The following is a 17,132-nucleotide window of genomic DNA, read 5'->3' as shown; positions in this document are numbered from 1 at the left end:
AAATTCTTATGTTTGCAGCTATGGCAGGGGCTTTGAGCAATATCAGGGTAGCGATCCTCGACCTCTATGAAGGAGTGGAAAACCAGGGCATGAGATGTATAAGGGAAATACTTAATCAGTATGCCGAATACAACCATGTTGAACTGGAATGGGACGAATATGAAGTAAGAATAAACAAGCAGGTACCCGATCTGGGCTATGATATTTATATATCGAGCGGAGGACCCGGTTCACCACTTGAAAGCGAAGGAAGTGAATGGGAGCCCGTCTACTTCAACTGGCTACGCATGGTGGAAGACCATAACAAATCAGCCGACGCTGTAAGAAGGAAATTCGTGTTTTTCATCTGTCACTCCTACCAGCTGGCCTGCAGGCATTACAAAGTAGGCCAGGTTGCAAAAAGAAAATCAACAGCTTTTGGTGTATTCCCCGTTCACATGCTTGAAGGTGCGCACAATGAACCTGTATTCTCAAACCTGAAGGATCCCTTTTATGCGGTGGACAGTCGTGATTACCAGGTGATACAGCCCGATCATTCCCTTATACGTAAAATGGGTGCTACCATCCTGGCCATTGAAAAGGAAAGGCCCCATGTTCCCTTTGAAAGAGCGATGATGGCCATACGATTCAATGAATATATGGTGGGCACCCAGTTTCATCCCGAAGCGGATGCCATAGGTATGAGTATGTACCTGCAGCGGGAGGATAAAAAAAATACCGTCATCGCCAGCCATGGCTATGAAAAATGGGAAAGCATGATTGAGCATCTTAATGATCCCGATAAGATTCTCTGGACCTATTCACAGGTGCTTCCGAACTTTATTGCACATTCTATTGAGCAGCTTGTACCGGCGGAAGTCTAGCCATTTTTCTTATCTTTCGGTAAAGCAGCATCTATATGGTTCCATCATTAAGGAATGCATTCAACAGTTCCTTCAGCACAGAAAAATATGAAGCTTTTTTGCATGACCTGAACAGTGCCTATCCGGATGCAATTGAGTTCAGGGTTGCTGAAACACCCGTATTCATTGACAAAGCATTCCGGGATAAAATGATAGAAGCATGCGAAAGCATTGTGGATGTGATCACTGACGAAGATTTCCATTCACTTACACAAAGAAGCATTCCACCCGGAGAAACTGTTCCTAACGAGAATGCACATTCGCACATGATAGCCTTTGACTTTGGGATATGCTTAAACAGTGCTAATGAGCTCGAGCCGCAGCTTATTGAAATGCAGGGCTTCCCTACCCTCTATGGGTTCCAGGTATTTTATCCCGACCATCTTCATAAACATTTTCCTTTTCCGGATAACTACAATCAGTTTCTCGGGGGTTATGACCGCGAATCCTATCTCGCAGATCTGAAAGAACTTTTACTGGGCACCTATGATCCTGAAGAAGTGATATTGCTGGAGATCCTTCCGCATGAGCAGAAAACGCGGATCGATTTTTATTGCACCGAGCAGTATACCGGAATAAAGCCGGTATGTATTACCGAGTTAGAACAGGAAGGGAAAAAACTATATTATCAAAAAGATGGCGTGCGTACCCAGGTCAAAAGAATTTATAACAGGGTGATCTTTGATGACCTTAAAGCTCAGAAAGATAAGCTTGGAAATTTTGTTGATATAACGCAGGATCTTGATGTTGAATGGGTGCCACATCCAAACTGGTTTTACCGCATCAGCAAATTTACACTGCCTTTTATACGTCACCCTTATGTTCCGTCAACCTGGTTTTTGAATGAGCTGAAACAGGTTCCGGCCGACCTTGAGAATTATGTATTAAAGCCTCTGTTTTCTTTTGCGGGACAGGGTGTTGTGATAGATGTTACTACGGCGGATATAGAGTTAATTAAGGATCCGGAGAATTGGATATTGCAGAAGAAAGTAAACTATGCGGAGGTGATCCCCACGCCAAATGTTCCGGCAAAAGCAGAGATACGGATCATGTATATCTGGAAAGATGAATGGGAACGGCCCCGGCCTGCTACCAACCTCGCCAGACTCAGCAAGGGTAAGATGATAGGCGTGCGATACAATAAAGACAAGGATTGGGTTGGAGGAAGCGTTGCATTATTTGAACAGTAAAAAAATATACATGTTACATCTTGACGATATAGCCACGCGCGAAGTATTACCCGGACTATTCGGAAAATTTCTTCATGGAGATAAAAGCACCCTGGGCGTTTGGGATATTAAAAAAGGAAGTGTTCTTCCCGAACACTTCCATGAAAATGAACAGATAACTTATATCCTTGAAGGAGAACTGGAAATGACCATTGGGGGCAACACCACAGTTTTCAAGGCAGGAAACCTGCAGGTGATACCTGCTAATGTTCCGCATAGTGCGCTGGCACTGACAGATTGCAAAGTAATTGACACCTGGGCTCCTGTGCGGGAGGCTTACCGCTGATGATTATTCTTCTTCAGCAGTATTCTTCATTTTACCCAATACCGCATATGCGTTTTTGGTGACAAGGGTTTTATTCTCTAACGGAATTTGTTGATTCTGTATGGCAAGCCTGTTATTGGAAGCGGTGGAATCTACCTCCACTTCAAGCATATTGAACCTGTCGTTTCCCACAGCTTCAAATACATAGAGTTTACCACCGAAACGCACCACCGCATCTTCCGGAACAGTCAATGCCTTTACATTATCAAGGAATATGGTAGCATTAAGAAACATTCCGGGCATCAGGTTGGAAGGCATCTTATCGAAATGGCAATGCACTATACCACTCCTGTTTTCATCAACATTGCGGGTGAAAATAAGCACATCTCCCTCATAAACACGCTCCGGATCATCAACGAACCTGATCGATACTTTTTGTCCCACCCTTACCTTATTGATATCCTTTTCAAACACGGTAAGTGCAGCGTGAATATCAGCCGGGTTGATCAATTCAAAAAGAACATCGGTAGGATTTACATATTTACCAATATTCACATTCACTTTTGAAACATAACCGTTAATAGGTGAACGGATGGCAACGGAGCGACTAAGCTTTGAATCAGAGAGCGATTCGGGATTTATGCCGATCAATCTTAACTTCTCAGCAAAACCTTTCAGCATCACCTGGGCCGACTGGTAATCGGAGCTCACCTGCTGGAATTGTTTCTCCGCATTCACTTTATTTTCCTGCAGCATCTTCTGCCGATCATAATCTTTGGCGAGATATTGAAGCCGGCTTTTTGTTACCAGGTAATCCTGCTGCAATTGAACGAGTGACTGGTCTTCTATAATGCCAATAACTTCGCCCCTGTTTACATGCATTCCAGGTAAGAGTTTTGTTGAGCGCAGGTAGCCTCCCATAGGAAAACTAACCGAAACGATATTCTGCGGCGGAACATCCACTACGCCATTTACTTTAAGTGAATTACTCACATCTGACAGAACCGGCTTACCTGTTTCAATGCCCGCATTGGCAATTTGTTCTTTGCTTAACTGCACTTCAGTAACCACTTTTTCAGTTTGCATAGGTGCTTCTTCTTTTTGCGGGGAAGCGCATCCCAATGCAACAGTCAGCAGGGTAAGGAAGTATATTATCTTTCTCATGATCATTTTTTTCCGTTGATATATTCTAGTTCAATAGTATTCAGGTTCATGCTTTTCAATGCTTCGAGGTAAGTGAACCTTATGGTCACCGATTGGTTCATCAATTGAGTCCACTGCAGGTAATCGATCTCACCATTGGTAAAGGCCATTCTTGCCTGTTCCTGCAGGGCATGGGCCTGCTGCCTTCCCACAGTTTGATAATAATCCAGCTGAAGGCGGTATTTATCCTGTTGGGCAAGTAGCTGCCGCTTTTTTGATTCAAGGGAACGACGGGTAAGATCAGCATCAATGGAGGCGATGGAAGCATTTATATCAGCCGCCTTCACCCTTGCTCTGGTTGCCTTCATGAATATTGGAACCGCAACCGTTAGTCCAACTGAATTGAAACGATGACCCGATCCGAAATATTCCTGGCTTATGCCATCTTTGGTTTGATATCCAACAAAGGACTGGTTGAAATAGCCAAGGGAAAAACCCGGTGTAAGGTTTGCTTTTTCAACAGCAGCTTCAGCCCGCGCAATCTGAATTTGTTGCGTTTGCCAGGCAAGCAGCGGATTGACCAATGAATCAGAAAGCAATATGGCGGAAGGGTTTAGCGGATCATTATAGAGCGGAAGAAATTGGGTTTCCGTATTCAGGAGTTCTGCGAGTTGCTCCTGCAGGGCAACACGATCAGCTTTAAGTAAACGGCCCTGTAACCTGAGTTGTTCCATTTGAGCATCGGCAGTAACTTTTTCCAGCATATTAGATTCACCCACCTCGAGCCTTAGCGCTGCGGCATCACGGAAACGAAGATATACCGTGTCTAATTCAAGGAGTAGCTTTTCCCTTTCTTCCAGGTCAACCAATTGGTAAAAGGTCCACTGTACCTGGCGGCGAATATCAACCTGTTTAACTGCAACCATTGCCTCCTGGCCATTACGTTGATGCATGTAGAGTTCTTTCTGGCGACGGTAAACAACGGGCAATGAAAAGCCCTGGCTCAAAGAGAATCTGTTATCTGTATTAAGACTGTTTATGTTGCCGTATTCAATACCAACCTGTGTTTTACCAGGTTCTGTGGTGGCGCTTTCCAACACTTTCCAGTAGTCGGTCTTTTTACGGGCCGACTGCAGTACAAGGTTATTACGATCGGCCATTTGAAGTAATGAATCGAGAGAAGCGCGCTGACCCTGGTTTACCTGCGCCATAGAATTATATGATCCCAATAAGATGAGGGGAATCAGGATCACAGCGTGTTTACGCAATTTCCTGACAGGCATTTTTTCCACCCATACATATAAAACCGGCAATACAAGCAGTGTAAGGAAGGTAGCAGTGAGAAGCCCTCCAATGACCACTGTAGCTAGAGGCCGCTGAACTTCTGCACCCGGACCATAGCTGAGTGCCATTGGTAAAAATCCGAGTGAGGCTACAGCGGCTGTCATCAGTACCGGTCTTAGCCGGAGTGCGGTTCCTTCCATTACCAATTGTTTAATATCAGTGATACCTGATTGTTTAAGACGATTGAACTCAGAAATCAATACAATGCCGTTCAGTACAGCAACGCCAAAAAGTGCTATAAATCCTATACCGGCAGAAATACTGAAAGGCATTCCGCGCAGAGAGAGAGCCAGCACACCACCTATAGCAGATAAGGGGATGGCAGAGAAGATCAGAAGTCCATGCCGCATTGAGCCAAAGGAAAAATAAAGCATGAGGAAAATAAGCAATAAGGCAACAGGAACGGCAATGGATAAGCGCTGTTTCGCATCCTGCAGATTCTGGAACTGTCCACCATAATGAATATAATATCCGGGTGGAAGGTCAAGCTGTTGACTGGTTTTATTCTGCAATTCCTCAACTATGCTCTCCACATCTCTGCCTCTCACATTGAAGCCGACTACGATCCTCCTTTTAGCATCTTCACGCTGGATCTGGTTGGGACCGTCTTTCACTTCAATGGAGGCAACCTGTGCCAGGGGAATCTGTGATCCCATGGGTGTTGGAATAAGTAATTCATTAATATCGCTCACCTTTTCTCTGCCCTCTGCCTGCAATCTGACCACCAGCTCATACCTGCGTTCATTCTCATAGATCATCCCCGCGCTTTCACCTGCAAATCCTGCACGGATCAATCTGTTCACATCAGTAATATTCAATTGATACCGGCTCATAGCAGCCCTGTCGTATTTAATGATGATCTGCGGCAAACCAGTAACTGTTTCTACAAAAATATCGGTGGCGCCATCTACGTTACCAATGATACGTCCAAGGCGATGGGCATAGGCGGCAAGTGAATCAAGGTCTTCGCCAAAGATCTTACAAACCACATCCTGGCGGGCACCTGATATAAGTTCATTGAACCGCATTTGCACGGGAAATTGAAATCCTGCTGTGAGGCCGGGAATCTGTGATAGAGTAGCACTCATTTTTGAGGCCAGCTCATCAAAACTCTTTGCGCTTGTCCATTCCTTTTTATCCTTAAGGAGTATGATCATATCCCCCATTTCAATGGGCATAGGATCCGTAGGTATTTCTCCTGCCCCAATACGTGTTACAATTTTTTCAATCTCCGGGTATTTTTTCAGTAAAAGTGACGCACCTTGTTGAGAAGTTTTTACCGATGCGGTTAGCGAGCTTCCAACCAGCACTCTGGTATCAACCGCAAAATCACCTTCTTCGAGTTCGGGGATGAACTCACCTCCCATTCGCGTCATAATAAAAATTGCCATCACAAACATCAGCACTGCAATCATAGCTATCGTTTTGGGGTATGCAAGTGCTTTTTGTAATGAAGGTTTGTAAAGGCCCTGCAAACGATCCATCATCTTGTCAGACAGGTTTTGTTTATGCCTGCGTTTTTTACTCAGCACCAGTGACGTCATCATGGGCACATAGGTAAGTGAGAGTATGAATGCCCCTATGAGGGCAAAGGCTACTGTTTGCGCCATGGGCTTGAACATCTTCCCTTCAATACCTACCAGTGAAAGAATGGGCAGGTAAACAATAAGGATGATTATCTGTCCAAATACAGCGGCATTCATCATTTTACCTGCAGCTGATCCAACCTCATTATCCATTTCAGCAGGAGTGATTTCCAGCTTAGCGGTTTGGGCATGTTTTGTATGATACAAACGATGCATCACTGCTTCTACAATAATTACGGCCCCGTCAACAATTAATCCGAAGTCAAGTGCACCGAGGCTCATAAGGTTTCCCGAAACCCCAAAAATATTCATCATGATCACCGCAAATAACATGGCAAGAGGAATCACTGATGCTACGATGAGTCCGGCCCGCAGGTTACCCAGAAACAACACCAGAACAAAAACAACGATTAAGGCTCCTTCAAGCAGATTCTTCTTAACTGTACTGATGGCGTTGGTTACCATTTTGGTACGATCATAGAATGTTTCTACTTCAACACCTTCGGGTAAGGTCTTTTTGATAGCCTCCATTTTGACCTTTACATCCTTTACAACCTGCGATGCGTTTGCTCCTTTAAGCATGAGTACAACCGCACCTGACACTTCACCTTCATCTTTATAGACCATGGCGCCATAGCGCACTGCATGCCCGATACGAACCTCTGCAACATCGCGGAGATACACAGGAATTCCTCCTGTAGTATGTTTGATGAAAATGGAACGTATATCGTCAAGTGAGGTTGCCAGTCCTTCTGTACGGATAAATAGTGCGGTAGATTGTTTCTCTATATAGGATCCACCGGAGTTCTGGTTGTTCTGTTCCAATGCTGAAAACACTTCAGCAACAGAGGTATTGAAACTTTTAAGTTTATCGGGCATTACTGCCACTTCATATTGCTTGAGCTTGCCCCCAAAGCTGCTTACATCAGCAACACCTTTGGTGCCCAGGAGTTGGCGGCGGATGATCCAATCCTGAATGGACCTCAATTCAGTAAGATCATATTTTTGTTCGTAGCCTTTCTTGGGTTTAACTACGTACTGGTAAATCTCCCCCAAACCTGTTGTAGACGGAGCCATTTCCGGAATACCTGAACCGGCAGGGATCTGCTCCTTGATGACGGTAAGTCTTTCAGCTACCTGCTGCCTTGCCCAGTAGATATCTGTATCGTCATCAAAAACGATAGTCACCACACTTAGTCCGAAGCGCGATATAGAGCGCATTTCATGAATACCGGGGATATTGGCGGTGGATTGTTCAATGGTAAAAGTAATGAGCCTTTCAACCTCTGGCGCTGCTAGTGTTGGGGAAACCGTTATCACCTGCACCTGGTTGCTGGTAATATCGGGCAAAGCGTCTATGGGTAATCTGGAAACCGATAAGGATCCCCAACCAACCAGGCCAAGGATAAATAGCCCGATGATCAGCTTGTTCCTTATGGAAAAGCGAATAATTTTATTAAGCATACATATACATTACATGATCAAAAAGAGAGAACGCTGATCATGCGTTGCGCGGAGGCTGGAAAATATTGTCGAGGTTCTGCCACACGGCAGTATAATCGGGATGGAGGTTATATTCTTTGACTGTAGTTGCGAATACCCTTTCGATTGTATAAGATGATGGTACCACAAAAACAAAACTGATTGCGGTGATACAATCCGCGGTCTTAAAAGGCAATTGCATATCGCGCTGGTAATCATTATCGGGATCGCTATCATCACGATAATGTTCAACCAAATAACTGATGAAACTCTTTTGTGGATCGCGGAGTTGGTGTTCACGGAAATGTTCTACCAACACCGGTAATTTCAGCAATTGGTGTAATTCCGTTTGTGCCAGGGTAAACAATAAGAGGAAAAATATGGGGATGCGCCGATTCACCCTGTAAATATAACAAGGATGTTGGAAGCATTAAGTGATTTTGATCAATTTCGTCCTTTATAGTGGTAACGTATGCCAAAAAAAAGTTTCCTTCCCTGGTTTGGTGCATATACATAGTTAGGATCAAAACTCATTGCATAGGGGTTATCAGGGGTAGCCAGTATGTTGCCCGAGCCATCCCTTTCCACTTGCTTATCGAAAGGATCATTAGCCCTTGCAATGATGAAGTTATTATTCCTGGCTGGCGTAAAATTGAGGAGATTCTTAACTCCACCAAACCATTCGAAACCGTTACTATACTTCTTTGTAAGCTGCAGGTTCTGCATGCTCCATACCGGGGAGTATGGATTTCTTGGATCAAGTGAAGAAACAAGGGGAAGCTTCATGGGTCCATAAACATTACCGGTATAGTCGGCCGACCAGCCGGTTTTACCGAAAGTGTAGGAGATCGTCCAGGTACCCGACCACGGTTCGGTAAGGATCTGGCGGTTTGCAGTCTTCTTTCCTGTTTCATCTTTTTCAACAATGGATATATCCTGGAGTGTGAATCCGGCAGTGAGGCGGAGCTGGTTGCTGAAAGATGCTTCAATATTAAGGCTTGATCCCCTTGAAAGCGCATATCCATCAAGGTTGCGATATATAATAGCATCCGGGTCGGTGTTATAATCGGGCAGAATACGATTCCGGAAATAGGTATACCAGGCAGCTGCCTCCAGGTTCATGTAGCCACGGTTGAAGATGAATTTCCGGGTATAATTAATATTTCCGTTAAGGCTTTGTTCCGGTTTAAGATCACCTTCAATGATCACCTTACGGGCACCAGTAAGTGCTGCGTGGTCTTCGGTAAAAAGGTTTACTACCCTGAAACCTGTACCAGCGTTCAATCGCAGATGCTCCACTTCTGAAATCTGCCATTTCCATGCAGCGCGCGGCGTCCAGATGGATCCATGTCTTTTATCGTGATCATATCGTAATCCGGCCAGCAGCTGGTGCTTACTATTCAAAGTAATTTCATCCTGCAGGAATATTCCGGGTAGGAAAATCCTATCGGGCTGGTTGATGATTCCACTACTATCGGCCGTAGCGGCTGTATTATCGTCGTACCATGTATAACGACCAACAATACCTGATAATAACTGGTGGTGGCTTCCTGCATTTTTTTCCCAGGTCAGCTGGGCAAATCCAATATGCTGGTCGGCATTGAAAATAGTATTGCCATAAGCTGAACGCTGGCTATGCGTATTGGCCGACCATGAGGCATTTATCTTTTCGGATACAGGAAGTTGGTAATTACCAATAAGCTCAGCTCTTTTTGTACTGATCTGTTCGCCATAAACAGAATCACCTCCCCTGAACTGTCGGGTCCATTGCATTTCACCACCATAACGGTCTTCGGTGAAAAGGCGGATTGCAATACCGGCCTGTCTGTCATCCTTTCTTTTCCAGCTTATTTTCTGGAATAGGGAAAGCCGGTTCTGCAGGGTGAGGTCAGTAAAATTATCCTTATTCTTATCATACCTATGGGTGAAGTTGAAGTAATTAATACCCACCAGCGCCTGGCTTTTAGGGCCTGTGCGGAAACGGAAGCCAGCATCAATATTATGCTCGCGCCAGCTCGTGGCACTATATTCAATTGATATGGCCGGAGCTTTTGAAGGGCTTCGGGTAATAACATTGATCAATCCCCCAATAGCCTCTGAGCCATAAAGTGAGGCGGCTGGACCTTTTACGATCTCGATCCTTTCAACAAGTGAATTGGGAATGCCCTGAAGTCCATATACTGAGGCAAGGCTGCTGACAATGGGCATCCCATCGATCAGTACCATTGTGTAGGGACCTTCCATGCCATTTATATGGATATCACCTGTATTACAGACATTACAATTTAGCTGGGGTCTTACGCCGTTGACCATCTGCAAGGCATCAAATATGGTTGGGGTTGGGTTTTTGCGAAAAAATTGTGGAGAATAAACCTCAACAGGAACCGGACTGGCACTGCGTTGTATGGCCCTCATGGTACCTGTTATAACAACTTCCTCCATCTGCTTACCGGTGGGCTTCAGATATATTTGAAGCGGAGTGGAAGCAATTGCCAGCCTCAAATTTTCATATCCAACTGAAGAGACAATAATGGTATCAGAGATGGAACTGGAAGGGATCCGAAAGCCTCCGGTTGATGAGGTAACTACCGATTTACCGGATAGAAGGGAAACTGTTGCCCCGGGCAGCGGTTCGCCCGAGCCATGGATAAAAACCTTGCCCACCAGCCACTGCTCTTGTGATTGGGCAGAAAGGTTAATGCAGAAAATCAGAAACAGAAAGAGGACTCTCATATTATTTAGGCGTGTCTAAATTTATTTTTAGACAAATTTAATATAATTCCTCCATTTCCAATGCATGGTAATTATTTACCCATATTTATAATATCCCTGGTTCTGGCACGTTATTGGCAAAAGCGGTTCATTATGAAACATGCTGAAAAAATATTCCTGGCAGCCATTTTTACCTCACTGGTGTTGTTCTACTCGGTGGCGGTAATGATCATTGGCTAAGCGCATTGACTCTGGTTTTGTAGTTTTGTTACATGAACCCAGTGATCAGGCCCATAGAGGCCCGCGACAATTCCGCGCTCGCCAAAATCATCCGCTCTGCTCTCGCAGAATTCGGGGCAAATAAGCCAGGCACCGTTTATTTCGACGAATCCACAGATCGTTTGTCTGATCTTTTTCAACATCCCGGAAGTTTCTATTATGTGGCAGAACAGGATGGGGTAATAATAGGTGGAGCAGGAATCTATCCAACTGAGGGACTTCCCCCTGGTTATTCCGAGTTGGTTAAGATGTACCTCGATCCTTCTGCAAGGGGAAGGGGGCTGGGTCGAAAGCTTATCAGCCAATGCTTAGATGAGGCCCGCACAGCGGGCTATACACATGTTTACCTGGAAACTATGCCTGAACTGAGAAAGGCCGTAAGTGTTTATGAGAGGTTCGGCTTCCATTACCTGGATGGTCCGCTGGGCAATTCAGGACATTTCGGATGCGATGTGTGGATGCTTAAATCGCTCTGAGATCATTGCGATTTGTAAGTATCAACAATTCCACGCGGCGATAAATATACCTGGAAGCCAATACGAATGGCGAGTCCACCATCGGAATCAAAGCCTTTTATTTTTGTATTGGTATATCCCACAATTGTTTCAATAGCAACATTATCATTAACAAAAGCGGCGAGACCGGGGCCAATAAAAAAATCAGCTCCATTCTCTGTATTCGTGTTTCCGTCAAATGACAATTTGGTGGAAGTGAAAAGGTACTCGCTCATCAGGAAGGGCTTGAGGTTAGACTTTCCGAAATAGTAGCGAATAAATGGGCCGATACCAAAGACCGTGGATGAATTATCACCTGATTTATCATAGAGTAACCGGATGGTTCCGCCTCCCGCCAGATTTTTGGCAAAGAAATGACCTGCGGATGGATTCAGGCTGATGGTTGTATTGTTAGAGGTATTAAGGGTAAAGTTTCCTCCTACAAGCCAATCCCCTTTTTCGGTTTGTGCCTTCAGGCAAAGGCAACTTAAAAGCAGGAACCCAAGGGCAAAAAATCCTTTTTTCATAATAACTGTTAGCTGGTGATTGAATCAGGCGACCTCATTACCTGCAGGGTAAACCTCATAGAGGCCACTGAAAAGGTACAACTTTCCGGTTGCTAATTCCTTACACTGGTAGCGCTTCCGAAGTTTTTTCCCCTTACGGAACATTCTCCCACCTTCAATTGCAAAGAGCGCCCCTTCCTGGATCTCCTCCACGAGTGTGCCACGTTCATCCGGATGATCGTGATTTCGTAATACCCGCATCAGGGGTTCATCGGCACAGCTACTTGCGGGAAGATCATGAAGACTGCGCAGCAGAGCCTGTTCCACATCGGCAGGAAAAAGTTGTTTTCCCAGGAAGTTTTCCAGGAGTGACCTATATACCTGTTTCCATTCTTTGCCATGGGAAAGCACCCGGTTACCGAATTTTTCGAACGTAACGAGATGGGCCAGTTCGTGTATCAGTGTAATCAGGAAGGCATATGGATTCAGGTTACCATTTACCGAGATGCGATGATTTCGGTCCTGGTGGGCATGACGGTAGTCGCCCAGCACGGTACGCCTTTCGCGGGTGATAGATAAATGAACTTTATAAGAATGCAGGTATGCCGCTACCATCTCGAAAGAGCCTGGGGGTAAGAAATGAGACAACTGTTGTAAGGGATATTCCTTCTTAGGCATTTCGGGTCACTTGGTTTGCTTCAAAACTATCCTTAATTCTATAAAGGTATAGAGCAAGTATAAGAACATAAAGCCAAAAAGGGCTGGCTTATTCACGTTTTCGCGTGCAATATATATATAGATGAATGCGGCAATGGCGATGCCAAACAATTTGAGGATCATCCCCCCATACATACTACGCATGAAAACCAGGGTGGATTTATTGCCGGCGGCACTAAAATGCATCCAGCCACTGATCAGAAAAATAAGGAAGAGGAAAATATTTCCATAGAGCAGCACATTTGTGTCGAGTCCCCATGGCTCAAGGCGGCTCCTGAAAACGATCAGCAGGATATTCACAAGAGCAAAAGCGAAGGTGATAAGGCGAAATGGTTTTCTACTGGGGGAACTTGTCTTTTCCATCTGGTTTGGCGGCTGTTTCTTTTACCAGTTTGAAAATGGTAACAGCCAATACCAGCAAAGGTAAGATCCAAACCAATAGGGGCATAGCAATAGCTAAGCGCTGGTCGATCCAGATGCCTGCCCACACAGATAAAGCCAGGGCGGCCATCAACTGGGTTCCCAGTCCTATATATCTCATCCAGGGAGTTTTACCTTCAGGCTGCTTTGTCTTTCTGCTTTTCATTTATAACTGTAGCCGGCTCGGAGCCCATATGACAGGCACCATTAAATGTTGCAGCTGGTTCAATCTGCAATTTGCCCGCGTAAATGTTTCCATTAACAACTGCACTGGCCTTAAGCTGTAATAGCTCTTTGATCTTGATGGTTCCCACAATTTTGCCCATTACATCGGCCTGCTGGCAATGTATATCACCTTCTACCAATCCGTTGGCGCCTATCACCACCTTGGCGGTACTATTGATATTACCAATGAGGGTGCCGTCAATACGAAGATCGCCATTGCAGGTGATATCCCCTTTAAGCGTAGTGCCGTTGCCGATAAGATTGGTACTGTTGCCACCGGTTTCTGCAGCAAATTCTGATTTGGATTTTCCGTTGAACATAGTCTGGATTTTAGTCTGTAGTTATTTCGGTTACCGGAATATTTAATGCGGTAGTATCCAGTTTAATACTGGTATCTCCCTGCAATACCCCTTTTATACTATTCAAATACTGCTCCCTGTACTGCATTGCCTGCTCCAGGGAGTCGGTTTTTATTTTCAGCTGGCGTAACTCGCGGGTAGCATTGGCACTGCCATAGCCGGGAATATACATTTTCAGGGGGGTAAAAACGATAAGCGCTACCGTTAGCCCCGTCAGTAACATGAAAATGGTACTCAACCCGATATACACACTTAATCTCGACAGTTTGAAAGTTACGACCTCTTCGTATGTGTCATCATTCATCACCACCAGGCGATACCTATTACGTAAACGTTTAAAGGTGGTATTCGTATTGCTCTCGGACATTAAAATTGTTCAGTTTCAGTAAAAAAGCCGCCACAACTTACATAAAATTCGAGCCAAATAATTTGGCTAACTTTAAAATAATTTTCTTGTGTGAGAGTTATTATCAATTTATCATTGCGCTAATGATCAAAAGCCGGGGCATTCACCACCTTATTCTTTCCCTTGTTTTCCTGACATGTTATTTGTGGGGGATAGGGCAACCTACGCTCGACCCGGATATGAAGAAACCAAAGAAGTACGAGAATCGTATACTCAGGTCAGAAAAAACAGGCGATAAGAAATTCAATCTCCCCAGGCGATTCTTCCAGAATACTTTCACCCACTACAATTATGCTTTCAATGCCACTGCCAAGCTCAACCAGGTGATCGCTTCGGCAAGGGCACAGCACCTCGATGATTATGAACAGCTCCTCTCCTTCTATGATTACAGTATAGAAAATACATCTAATCAAAGAACGGAGCTCGACTCGGTAATTTATAAGGTAAACGCAGGCATCCTTTTGCACGACCTGCGAAGCAACTGGATGGACAATCTATACCTGTTGATGGGTCAGGCATATTATTTCCGTAATACGTTAGACACTGCCTGGATGACTTTCCAATATATGAATTATGCATTCTCTCCTAAGGAAGCAGATGGATTTGACAAGGTGATCGCAAGTAATGCAAATGAGGGTGGAAATGCCATGAAAGTTGCCACGGAGGAAGACCGTAATATTATCGACAGGGCATTTTCCGAACCTCCTAATAGAAATGACGCACTTGTTTGGCTGGTGAGAACGCATATCCAGAATAATGAGATGAGCACAGCAGCTTCCCTCATCCAGACACTCAAACAGGACCCACTCTTACCGGAAAGATTAGAACCGGAGCTTGCGGAAGTGACCGCCTGGTGGTTTTACCAGCAGCAGCAATATGATAGTGCCGCCTTTTATCTTGAGAATGCTCTTCCGGCAGCCGATGACAAGCCACAACTGGCCCGATGGGAGTTCCTCTTAGGTCAACTCTATGAAAGATCATCCAAGCCTGAGCAGGCCAAAGATGCTTTCAGGCTATCGATAAAACACACCATAAACCCTGTAATGGAAGTGGCTGCACAGTTACAGATCGCTCAACAGGTAGACAGTCTTGATAAGGCCGACTGGCAATCGGCTATTGATGCACTATTAAAAATGGCTAAACGGGAGCGGTACTCCAATTATCGTGATCTGATATATTATACGATAGCCAAACTGGAGATCAAGCGGGAGAAATGGGCTGAGGCAAAAGCTAATCTGCTCAGGAGTATCAAATACAACACCCCTGATAATCCATACCAGCATTCCAGAAGCTATCTTTTATTGGCTGGATTATCATTTGACCAGAGAGAATACTTGCCCGCAAAAAATTATTACGACAGTCTGCAAATGGGAAATCTCCCTGATACAATGTCTGCTTTTATTGAAGAGAGGAAGGATGTATTAGGTATACTGGCAACTCAATATGGAATAATATCGAGACAGGATAGTCTGCAGAAACTGGCGGCCATGCCAGAAGCAGAACGAAATGAATTCCTGAAAAAACAGGCCAGGCAACTCCGCCGGCAGCGGGGAATAAAAGAAGATGAGATAGCTGGTGGAGGTCCCAACCCCGTTTTGTCGCAGCTTGGCAACAATGTTCCGACAGATCTCTTTGGAGGCCAGGCAAGCGGTGATTGGTATTTCTATAATAATGCACTTAAATCGAGAGGATTCAGCGAGTTCCGGTCCAAATGGGGTAACCGGGCAAATGCCGATAACTGGCGAAGAAGTGCGGCTGCGACGGCTCCCGGATTCACGAAAGATAATCCGGATACAAGCTCTGTAGTTACAACAGATGCAATTGATGAAACAACTGTAGAGGGATTGCTGAGCAGGATACCTACGACACCGGAAATGCTGAAAATATCCAATGACTCTATACTCCAGGCGGGATACCTGCTTGCCTATACGGCACAGAACCGGTTGGAAGATTATGAAACTGCCGCAACTGAATATGAAAAACTGCTGCAGCGATTCCCGGGAAATGTCCAGGAAATTGACATTTTATATAACCTGGCTATATGTTACCGGATGATGGGCAGGTCAGATATGGTATCAGAGATGAAAAATCGGCTAACTACTGAGTTTCCCGGAAGCCGACAAACAAAACTGATTTCAGATCCTCTGGGAGTACAGTTGGAAGATAGCGCGATCTCCAGAAAAGCCACCACCACCTATGATGAAATCTATAATCAGTTTATATCCGGAAAGTTTGATGAAGCTTTAGCTGCCAAGCAAAAAGCGGATAGTGTTTACGGAAGCCATTACTGGACTCCTCAGTTGTTATATATAGAAGCTGTTTACCATATCCGGCAGCAGTCGGATAGTGTGGCAATACAAAGGCTGCAACAGATCAGTTCACAATTCCCCGATCACGGGTTAGCTGCTAAGGTCAACAATATGATTGATGTATTGAAGCGAAGGAAGGAGATTGAAGAATATCTCACTAATCTGGATGTTGAGAGGCCAGCCGAGGACAGTACTGTGGCCCTTCCGGATATTACTACTAAAAAAGAACCCGAAGATCCGGAAATAAAGGCCGCAACCACGAGGGATGTTGCAAAAGAAAAGAAAGAAATAGATAAGAACAGGCTTGATAAAAAGGCGCCCGAATTAAAAACAATGTTCAGCCGGCATTCTGCACAACCGCATTTTGTGGTAGTGGTTCTCAATGATGTTGACCCTGTATATGTAAATGAATCGCGCAATGCATTTACGCGTTACAATAAGGAGACCTATTACAATCAGCCTATGAACGTCCTGATCGTTTCCCTCACTGAAAAAGTAAATATGGTCACCATCAGGGGTTTTTCCAACGAACAGCAAGCCATCGACTATATTGCTAAGGCGAAGGTGCAGGCCGATAAGGATATTATTCCCTGGTTAAAATCTGATAAATATTACTTCATGCCCGTTGCGGAAGACAATATGAACCTTCTTATCGCCAACAAAAACCTGCCTGAATACAGGAATTTCCTTGAACAGCTATTCCCCGGGCAATTTTAACCGTTTAAAATTCAGGACGGCAAAATCAGGCGTAATT

15 protein-coding genes are annotated in these 17,132 nt (G+C 44.8%); 5 read left to right on the top strand and 10 right to left on the bottom strand.

Annotation, left to right across the window (positions count from 1 at the left end; all coding sequences use genetic code 11):
* The first annotated feature begins 8 nt into the window (after positions 1-8).
* From HY58_RS03870 to HY58_RS03860, 3 genes are read left to right on the top strand one after another with little or no spacing between them, the layout of a single operon-like run.
* Positions 9-863 carry a type 1 glutamine amidotransferase gene (locus tag HY58_RS03870; RefSeq protein WP_253271499.1) on the top strand — a complete coding sequence of 285 codons (855 nt, stop codon included), beginning with the start codon at positions 9-11 and terminating at the stop codon, positions 861-863.
* A 35-nt stretch (positions 864-898) separates the two neighbouring features.
* Entirely contained in the window at positions 899-2,092 is a 1,194-nt protein-coding gene (locus tag HY58_RS03865; protein ID WP_039128315.1) for a hypothetical protein, read from the top strand.
* A gap of 10 nt (positions 2,093-2,102) precedes the next feature.
* Positions 2,103-2,417, top strand: coding sequence for a cupin domain-containing protein (locus HY58_RS03860; protein WP_039128311.1), 315 nt, complete (start codon positions 2,103-2,105; stop codon positions 2,415-2,417).
* 3 nt (positions 2,418-2,420) lie between these two features.
* Here the strand turns inward: HY58_RS03860 and HY58_RS03855 are convergent, their stop codons facing one another.
* Genes HY58_RS03855 through HY58_RS03840 form a run of 4 tightly spaced genes read right to left on the bottom strand, consistent with a single transcriptional unit; the run spans position 2,421 to position 10,684 of the window.
* Positions 2,421-3,560: an efflux RND transporter periplasmic adaptor subunit gene (locus tag HY58_RS03855; RefSeq protein WP_039129602.1), complete on the bottom strand. Its 1,140-nt coding sequence runs from the start codon at positions 3,558-3,560 to the stop codon at positions 2,421-2,423.
* A 2-nt stretch (positions 3,561-3,562) separates the two neighbouring features.
* Entirely contained in the window at positions 3,563-7,933 is a 4,371-nt protein-coding gene (locus HY58_RS03850) for a CusA/CzcA family heavy metal efflux RND transporter (RefSeq protein WP_039128309.1), read from the bottom strand.
* 37 nt (positions 7,934-7,970) lie between these two features.
* Positions 7,971-8,351, bottom strand: coding sequence for a hypothetical protein (locus HY58_RS18705; protein ID WP_156123562.1), 381 nt, complete (start codon positions 8,349-8,351; stop codon positions 7,971-7,973).
* A 44-nt stretch (positions 8,352-8,395) separates the two neighbouring features.
* On the bottom strand, positions 8,396-10,684 hold the full coding sequence (locus tag HY58_RS03840) for a TonB-dependent receptor domain-containing protein (RefSeq protein ID WP_039128307.1): 2,289 nt from the start codon (positions 10,682-10,684) through the stop codon (positions 8,396-8,398).
* Between the two features lie 251 nt (positions 10,685-10,935).
* Between HY58_RS03840 and HY58_RS03835 the strand changes: the two genes are divergently transcribed.
* Positions 10,936-11,418 (top strand): GNAT family N-acetyltransferase, encoded by a 483-nt coding sequence (locus tag HY58_RS03835; RefSeq protein WP_039128304.1) that lies wholly within the window; start codon positions 10,936-10,938, stop codon positions 11,416-11,418.
* Positions 11,419-11,420: 2 nt separating this feature from the next.
* On the opposite strand, the gene HY58_RS03830 is transcribed toward HY58_RS03835, so the two are convergent.
* Genes HY58_RS03830 through HY58_RS03805 form a run of 6 tightly spaced genes read right to left on the bottom strand, consistent with a single transcriptional unit; the run spans position 11,421 to position 14,030 of the window.
* The gene (locus HY58_RS03830; RefSeq protein ID WP_039128303.1) at positions 11,421-11,963 is read right to left on the bottom strand and encodes an outer membrane beta-barrel protein; all 543 of its coding nucleotides are present in this window, start codon (positions 11,961-11,963) and stop codon (positions 11,421-11,423) included.
* A 24-nt stretch (positions 11,964-11,987) separates the two neighbouring features.
* A complete protein-coding gene (locus HY58_RS03825; protein WP_039128298.1) occupies positions 11,988-12,620 on the bottom strand; it encodes a SprT-like domain-containing protein in 633 nt (210 codons plus the stop codon).
* Between the two features lie 6 nt (positions 12,621-12,626).
* A complete protein-coding gene (locus HY58_RS03820; protein WP_039128295.1) occupies positions 12,627-13,022 on the bottom strand; it encodes a hypothetical protein in 396 nt (131 codons plus the stop codon).
* Positions 12,997-13,200 carry an AtpZ/AtpI family protein gene (locus HY58_RS03815; RefSeq protein ID WP_172644594.1) on the bottom strand — a complete coding sequence of 68 codons (204 nt, stop codon included), beginning with the start codon at positions 13,198-13,200 and terminating at the stop codon, positions 12,997-12,999. Before HY58_RS03815 ends, HY58_RS03820 begins: the two co-directional genes overlap by 26 nt.
* Positions 13,201-13,216: 16 nt before the next feature.
* Positions 13,217-13,624 (bottom strand): polymer-forming cytoskeletal protein, encoded by a 408-nt coding sequence (locus tag HY58_RS03810; RefSeq protein WP_039128290.1) that lies wholly within the window; start codon positions 13,622-13,624, stop codon positions 13,217-13,219.
* 10 nt (positions 13,625-13,634) lie between these two features.
* Complete coding sequence (locus HY58_RS03805; protein ID WP_039128287.1) at positions 13,635-14,030, bottom strand: hypothetical protein; 396 nt, start codon at positions 14,028-14,030, stop codon at positions 13,635-13,637.
* A 122-nt stretch (positions 14,031-14,152) separates the two neighbouring features.
* Here HY58_RS03805 and HY58_RS03800 point away from each other — a divergent pair, with 122 nt between their 5' ends.
* Positions 14,153-17,095 carry a tetratricopeptide repeat protein gene (locus HY58_RS03800; protein WP_039128284.1) on the top strand — a complete coding sequence of 981 codons (2,943 nt, stop codon included), beginning with the start codon at positions 14,153-14,155 and terminating at the stop codon, positions 17,093-17,095.
* Positions 17,096-17,132: the final 37 nt, after the last annotated feature.

The sequence above is a fragment of the Flavihumibacter sp. ZG627 genome, assembly GCF_000814325.1.
Lineage (GTDB): Bacteria > Bacteroidota > Bacteroidia > Chitinophagales > Chitinophagaceae > Flavihumibacter.
This window is presented reverse-complemented; position numbering and strand designations above follow the sequence as displayed.